9 protein-coding genes are annotated in these 6,633 nt (G+C 43.2%); all 9 read right to left on the reverse strand.

Features of this window, described 5'->3' with window-relative positions:
* A partial coding sequence (locus CER18_RS09200) for a helix-turn-helix domain-containing protein (RefSeq protein WP_100129680.1) occupies positions 1 to 254 on the reverse strand: 254 nt, incomplete at its 3' end.
* 112 nt (positions 255 to 366) lie between these two features.
* Positions 367 to 636: a type II toxin-antitoxin system RelE/ParE family toxin gene (locus CER18_RS09205; RefSeq protein WP_100129681.1), complete on the reverse strand. Its 270-nt coding sequence runs from the start codon at positions 634 to 636 to the stop codon at positions 367 to 369.
* Positions 637 to 638: 2 nt separating this feature from the next.
* Positions 639 to 884 (reverse strand): hypothetical protein, encoded by a 246-nt coding sequence (locus tag CER18_RS09210; RefSeq protein WP_100129682.1) that lies wholly within the window; start codon positions 882 to 884, stop codon positions 639 to 641.
* A 112-nt stretch (positions 885 to 996) separates the two neighbouring features.
* Positions 997 to 1,224, reverse strand: coding sequence for a hypothetical protein (locus tag CER18_RS09215; protein ID WP_100129683.1), 228 nt, complete (start codon positions 1,222 to 1,224; stop codon positions 997 to 999).
* Positions 1,205 to 1,408: a hypothetical protein gene (locus CER18_RS10640; protein ID WP_100129684.1), complete on the reverse strand. Its 204-nt coding sequence runs from the start codon at positions 1,406 to 1,408 to the stop codon at positions 1,205 to 1,207. Before CER18_RS10640 ends, CER18_RS09215 begins: the two co-directional genes overlap by 20 nt.
* The gene (locus tag CER18_RS09225; protein WP_100129685.1) at positions 1,341 to 1,568 is read right to left on the reverse strand and encodes a hypothetical protein; all 228 of its coding nucleotides are present in this window, start codon (positions 1,566 to 1,568) and stop codon (positions 1,341 to 1,343) included. Before CER18_RS09225 ends, CER18_RS10640 begins: the two co-directional genes overlap by 68 nt.
* Positions 1,565 to 2,227, reverse strand: a complete 663-nt coding sequence (locus CER18_RS09230; protein ID WP_100129686.1) for a lysozyme — start codon at positions 2,225 to 2,227, stop codon at positions 1,565 to 1,567. The genes CER18_RS09225 and CER18_RS09230 overlap by 4 nt, the downstream gene beginning before the upstream one ends.
* Positions 2,228 to 2,291: 64 nt before the next feature.
* On the reverse strand, positions 2,292 to 2,621 hold the full coding sequence (locus CER18_RS09235; protein WP_100129687.1) for a hypothetical protein: 330 nt from the start codon (positions 2,619 to 2,621) through the stop codon (positions 2,292 to 2,294).
* Between the two features lie 15 nt (positions 2,622 to 2,636).
* Positions 2,637 to 6,633 (reverse strand): hypothetical protein (locus CER18_RS10645; RefSeq protein ID WP_245410097.1); only part of this gene is annotated, 3,997 nt, incomplete at its 5' end.

Here is a 6,633-nt window from a genome sequence, read left to right on the forward strand (position 1 = left end):
AATGGGTCTGAAGATTTGATTGTAAAACTCTTGCGACATGCATAGGCTTCTTTTCTTAACAATGAAGCCTTCTCTTGATCTAAACCGTACAGCTCTATGATCTTCTCTTCCATACCAACCGGTACTGATTTCTTGCCAATTTCTACAGAAGATAAAAACGCTACAGATATACCTAATGTCTTAGCCATATCTAAGAGGCGTTCTGAGTGATCAATGCGAAGTTTACGTAAAATTTTACCAAAAGATGTAACCATATAAAAAGCCTGTTAGAAAAGAAATATTTCTTCTGATTCTAACAAATCTTCTTGAAAAGTTCTTCAATTATTACGAATCAGAACTTCTTTTCGGGGATTGAGAATTAAATTCTTATCTAAATAAATCTGAATGTGTTCCTGTCCTATCAAAATGGACTCGGTCTTCATCAACTATATAAATTAGTAACCAATCGGGTTCTATATGAAGATCTCGACGGGGCTTCCAGTTTCCTTGTAAAGCATGATCATTTAAAATAGATGGCAATTGCTTCTTATGAATCAGAAGTTGCATAACTTCTGTAAGCTTTTGCATATCTTTTCCACGCTTTTTTGCCCGTTTTATATCCTTTTTAAACTTTCCTGAATAACTCACTGAACGCATAATTAGAGATCCAGTTGCTGGATTAAATCAGCTACATTTTCAGCATAAAAAACATCTTCATTTCTGTCCGTTTTATGAAAAGTTTCAAGCGTTTCCTTATTAGGGATCTTGTTGTTTTCAACATAAACACGAATAAGATCACGTAAAATCTGAGATGCAGGACGGTGTTTTCTTTCAGCTATAGCCATAAACGCATTTTTTAGATTTATATCTACTTTAGCTGCTATAAGTTCACTTTTTACACTCATCACATTGCCTCTTTAGAACTTTAATGGTTATACATCATTTAACTTAGTTAAACATAGTTTAACCTATCATTAATATCAACCTTTTTTCTTTTAAAGAGAGATTTTGTAGGCTCTAACTTTTTGTTATCCATTTTTTTAAGTGTGAGAAGATATTCTCTAGGATTTCTCTGAAACGGAAAAAATCCATGACACACATAAAGACAAAAAGGGCTATCCACTTTATGATGCGTGACATCATCTTTAAGCCTTGGTAGGTTTCTATCATCTCCTGAAGCAGCCGTCGTTCTGTTCCTGAGAGATCTTGTTCCTCATGACGTTTTCTACTCATTTTGCCAACCACATAAGCGTGCTCCCTGTTGATTATGTTTCAATATATCTCTTGCTAGGTTGGAACTGATGACATTGATATCTTGCTTGTCTAAATAAATGGGTAACCAACCAACACAAGAAACAGACTTATTTGCCGCGCACCCAACGAGACAAAGCAGAACGCACATCAGTATCACTTTTTTGATTAACTTCATTTTCAACCTCAAAACGGGTGGTTGCTGTCTTTAAAGCTTTCTCTGTTTGCTTTTGCCGCTCGCTTTTCTTGCCAAGATGAAAGGCTTTGGCTAATGCCATTAAAAAAACGGCTAAAGCCGCTAAAAGAAGAGAGAGATTTCTTTTGAACCAAAAAATCATAAGCGCTGCTCCTTAAAACGCTTGGCAACAATCACAAGACCTGTACAAGCAGCTAAAACCATAATCCCTGCTAAAGCCCACTGAATCGGTCCATTGCCTACCAAAAATCCCCCAAAACCAGAACAAGACCCTATAATCGGTGCAAGTGCTTCTATCTTGAAAAGACCAGTTGCATTACGCGTTTCCACCCGTTCATAATTGGAAGAAATATAAGACCCTTTTGCCCACAAGCCGGCTTCTGCTGCTCGACGATTGGCTAAACCCACAAAAGTCTTCCCACCAACTTTATTCCACTTCTGTAATTCTGCTGGAACGGCTTCATAATCCCCTTGATTAAGTTTCTTCAAAAGGCTCGACTTACAAAAAGCTTGTCTGCCTACGTTATAACAAAACGAGACCAATGCCGCGAATTGGCAATCTGTTAATGAAACCGTCACCGATTCCTCTACCGTCTTCTCAAATTGCTTTAAGTCCTCACAAAGGATTTCTTCTGCTCGCTCTTTCGTAATACGCATGCCTTTTTTGACAACCGGTTGACCAGCATGGCTCGTGTGACCATAACCTATCGTCCAGATACACGCCGTATCTCTATACGCTTCCAAACGTAATCCTTCCCATTGTTTGATGAGCTCTAAACCTTCTTTGGATATCTTTCTCATTTCGTCCTCCCATAAAAAAAGCCCCACTGATGTGGGGCGGCATAAAAACCTTCTTTTATAATCTCTATTGACTATGCTCTTTGATCAATTGTTCCACTTCATCAACACGAAAACCAAGCTGAAAGAGCGGCGCATATTCGCTTTCCTGTAATTCATATTGAGAACGCTTTTCTAGAGAAGGACCGTCTAAATCAACCGGCGTTTCTGTTTCTACACAAACCCTATGGGTAGCATCTTCAATCCCCTCTTCCCCCTCTCCAAGTTCTTTAACAAAAACCCAATAAAAACGCGTTGATAAAAGCATCTCTAGCCTTCTTACCGTTTCAGCCTTATCAAATTCAAGCATGTTCAGATAATCTTGCTTCGTATTTAAATGCTCTGGATAATCTATCATCTCTATTGTCCTCCTCTAAACAAAGTGGCGGGGACGGCTACAGCCACGCGCGCAAATGTGTTCATTGGTATCAGTGACCTTAATGGTTGTTCGACCAAACCGTCCGTTCTCCTCTTCATTGTTAAAGCCGCCTCCCCCTAATAAGACATACATTTCAGTCTTGCTGCTACTGCTCCATAAGGCAACACTAGATTGAGTTTGCATAGGGAACGTTCCTGATAAAAATTGCCAAGAATAACCGCAACCTTCCTCACAACCAATATGCGAAATCATACGACGATTGGCTGTATCAACGTGACCTCCTGAAATCTTCGGAGAAGGGGACTGCTTACCCGTAATACTCGTTTTCTCATTACTTCCATACATCGCAGACGCAAATTCCACATCACTCAGTAAGGATTTCTTGACACGCATCATATCCGATAAGTGATCGGTATAGCCACGACCCGTCGTGATCGGAACATTATATACCGAGCGTGTATTTTCACCCGTTCCTGACTGGAGATAAATATCAACCCAAAGATCTGTAGAGGGGTCATACACCATTCCTTCTGGAGAACTATGCGGGCGGTGATTCAAACACCAAACCGAATTGGGTAATATATCCCCTGCTCTATACCCAGACAATGGATGACCTTCAATCTCTCCAACATCCGCACAGAGCGTATGAAACCCTCCTATCTTGACCGAATTATTAACTGTGTAATCCCTTGGATAAGTAGAGTTTTCTGATAAAACAAATTTATGAGACTGTTCTCCATCAGAGACCAAATAAACATAATAATCTTTGCCCGCAGAAAGAGAAGGAACGCCTATTCTTTTATCTGACGTATAACTTGCAACTAAAATCTCATTAATGAGTGCCAAAGTTATGCGCGTTCCTTTTTTCAACGTTAATTGACTTTTCCCTGTTGCAACAAGAAACGGCGTCGAAATGGATAGGATCGTTAAATTGGACTGTTTTAGGAAAGTGTTGACCTCTTCTGCTAGTGCTTTTGCCTGTATAGCTGTTGTGTGAGCTGCTGTTGCCGTTACGAGAGAACTCTTAATACCACCAAGCTCTTGCTTCGTTGTATCGGCTGTTTTTTGGGCTTCTTCGGCTAGCCTCTTTGCCTGATCAGCGGCTTGCTTGGCTTCTCTTGCTTCTTCTTGTGCTTCTTCTGCATCTGTTGCCGCAGAAGTAGCTGTCAATTTTGCTGAGTTAGCAGCAAGCTTCGCTTCGTTCGATTCATCTTGCATTTCCTCCGCTAGCTCTTTGGCTTCTTCTGCTAGCGCCTTTGCTTCTCCGGCTGTTCGCTTTGCTTCCTCTGCTAGGCTCTTAAATGCTTCTGCACCAGAACTTACCGCTTCTCTATCAACACTCGTCGCCCGTTCTGCTGCTGCTTTTGCTTCACTTGCTACTTTTGTCGCTTGCTCTGCAATACTCTTAGCATCCTTTGCAACTTGAGAAGCATCATCAGCCTTTGTGAGTGCCGTCTGCAATGATTGTTGCGCTTGTTCTGCTGCTTTCTTGATAGCATCAACCGTTTTTGATGTCTCCGAAAAATTAAACGAAATAAAAGCTTTATTAGCTTCTTCGGCTACCGTTTTGGCTTCTTCGGCTGTTTCCTTGGCTTTCTCTGCTTCACTCTTAGCTTGATAAGCTTGTGAATCTGCTGCTTCGGCTTTTTTCTTGGCTTCGTCTGCATATGTCCGTGCTAAACTTGCTATAGTCTTAGCGTCACCTGCTACTTCCTGCGCTTTATTGGCATTACTCCATCCTTCATGAGCTGTACTTTTTGCCTTTTCTACCTCACTGCGCGCTTGTGCCGCCTCATGGTTAGCATAACCAGCTGTCTGTTTGGCTTCTTTTGCTATCTTTTCAGCTTCATCCGCTACTGTCTCTACTTGTGATGCCTTCTTCTGAGCTCCTTCAGAAACCTTCTTTGCCTCTTCCGCTATCGACTTCGCACTATTGACGGCTTGTTTTAGATCATCCAAAGCACTTTTAGATGCTTGTGCAATCTTCTCTGATGCTTCGGCTTTACTCTTTGCTGCTGTAGCTATACCCTTCACCGCCTCCACACTCGCTTGACCTGCTGACTCTCCTGAACGCACCGATGCTTCTGCTGCTACCTTCGCTTCGTTGGCTATTCGTGTTGCTTCTGTTGCACTCTGTTGCGCTTGCTCGGCTTTCGTCTGTGCACTATCCGACGCACTTTTGGCTTCTAAGGCTGTCGCTTTGGCGCTCCTTGCTTCTTCTTTTGCTTCTTCTGATAAGCTTTTTGCACTAGAGGCGGTTTGACTTGCTTGTTCACTCGTGGATTTCGCTTCAGTCGCAACAGTCTCTAAATTTTCTGCTTTAGATTTCGCATCGCTAGCCTCTTTTACAGCTTGCTCTACTTTCGCTGTCGCCTTATCAACGGCGCTTTTCGCTTCCTCCGCCAAACCCTTCGCCTCAGATGCCGTACTCTTAGCTTCTCTTGCTTCTGTTAATGCTGTAGCCGCTGTAGATTTTGCTTCATTCGCAACTGCCTCTACACTTTCGGCTTTAGCCTTTGCTGTTTCTGCTGTCTCCTGTGATGTTGCTGCCAACCGTTTTGCTTCTTCTGATAATGTTTTAGCTGCCTCAGCACTCCCTTTCGCATCATTGGCTATACTAGATGCCCCGCCCGCTGTTGTTTTCGCAGAAGTCGCTTCTCTTAATGCCTGTTCTGATGCCTTTTGCGCCTCTGTAGATGCCGTATTCGCTTTTTCCGCTAAATCTTTGGCGGCTTCAGAAAGCCCCTTACTCTCTTGTGAAAGTGCTTGTGCCTCTTCAACCTTCTTCTGAACTTCTTCTACCAAACTCTTGGTGTTTTCATTGCCTTCACGAACCGCTTGTCTATCAGCTTGCAATGCCTGCTCTGCAACTGTCTTCGCTTCTGAAGCGACTCGAGACGCTTCTGTCGCACTCTGTTGCGCTTGTTCGGCTTTCGTTTGTGCACCTTCTGCTGTACTTTTCGCGGTTTCTGCTAAACCCTTCGCTTCTGTAGCTGTTTGCGAAGCTTGTTCCACCTTTGTTTTTGCAAACTCTGCAACAGTCTTAACAGCTTCAACGGAGCCTTTAACTTCATGACAAGCATCTTTGGACTGTTCTGAAAGAACCTTCGCCTCTTCTGACGTACTGACCGCTGTAGCTGACTGTGTTTTAGCATCATTCGACGCTCTCAAAGCATCAGCAGCTATCTGTTTGGCTTCTCCCGAGAGTGTCTGAGAGGCTTCTGCTATCTGTTTGGATTCTCTTGAAGCTGTTAATGCTGTCTCTACTCCCGCTTGTACTTGTGAGGCTGTTTTTGTAAGCTCTGTAACAGAAGATGTTGCACCTTCCGATAACTCTTTTGCTTTTTCTGCAATATCCTTGGCATCATCAGCTGTCTGTTTGGCTCCATCCGCCTTTAGACTTGCTTGCGTTGCTACAGTCTTAACCTCATGACACGTTGCTACCGCCGTCGCTGCTACTTGCGTCGTCTCTGTTGCTGTTTGTGAAGCTTCTCTTGCGGTTTGTTCTGCACGGCTTGCTATGGTCTTCGATTCATCAGCTAACCTCTTAGCTTCGGTCGATAAATTAACAGCACGCTCACTGGTCTGTTTGACCTCTTCAAAACGTTGCAATGCTGTAGCCAATGAACCTTTCGTACCATTGATTTCTCCTGAAGTTCTCTCAAAGCTTGCCTTTGCTTCTTCGGCAATTTGCTTGGCGGCTTCAGAGGTACTTTTGGCTTCTTCAGCTAATCTTTCTGCCTCCTCTGACTTATTCTTGGATTCGGAGGCTCTCGTTTTCGCAACGCCGGCTTCTGTAAGAGCTCTAGATGCCATATCGTGCGCACTATCCGCTTGGCTTTTGGAAGCTCTTGCATCTTTCAACGCTTCATCGCATGCTGTCTTTGCTTCACGCGCTGTTGAATCTGCTCTTGTGGCTGTGGTCAAAGCTTGACCAGCCGTAACCGCTGCGCCATCCGATAATTCTTTCGCATCATCTGCCTCCCTTTTC

The sequence above is a fragment of the Bartonella tribocorum genome (assembly GCF_002777915.1).
GTDB lineage: Bacteria > Pseudomonadota > Alphaproteobacteria > Rhizobiales > Rhizobiaceae > Bartonella > Bartonella tribocorum_A.

Coding starts and splice junctions, on each gene's coding strand:
- CER18_RS09205 (WP_100129681.1), bottom strand. CDS start 636: ATGCGTTCAGTGAGTTATTCAGGAAAGTTTAAAAAGGATATAAAACGG.
- CER18_RS09210 (WP_100129682.1), bottom strand. CDS start 884: ATGAGTGTAAAAAGTGAACTTATAGCAGCTAAAGTAGATATAAATCTA.
- CER18_RS10640 (WP_100129684.1), bottom strand. CDS start 1,408: ATGAAGTTAATCAAAAAAGTGATACTGATGTGCGTTCTGCTTTGTCTC.
- CER18_RS09225 (WP_100129685.1), bottom strand. CDS start 1,568: ATGATTTTTTGGTTCAAAAGAAATCTCTCTCTTCTTTTAGCGGCTTTA.
- CER18_RS09230 (WP_100129686.1), bottom strand. CDS start 2,227: ATGAGAAAGATATCCAAAGAAGGTTTAGAGCTCATCAAACAATGGGAA.
- CER18_RS09235 (WP_100129687.1), bottom strand. CDS start 2,621: ATGATAGATTATCCAGAGCATTTAAATACGAAGCAAGATTATCTGAAC.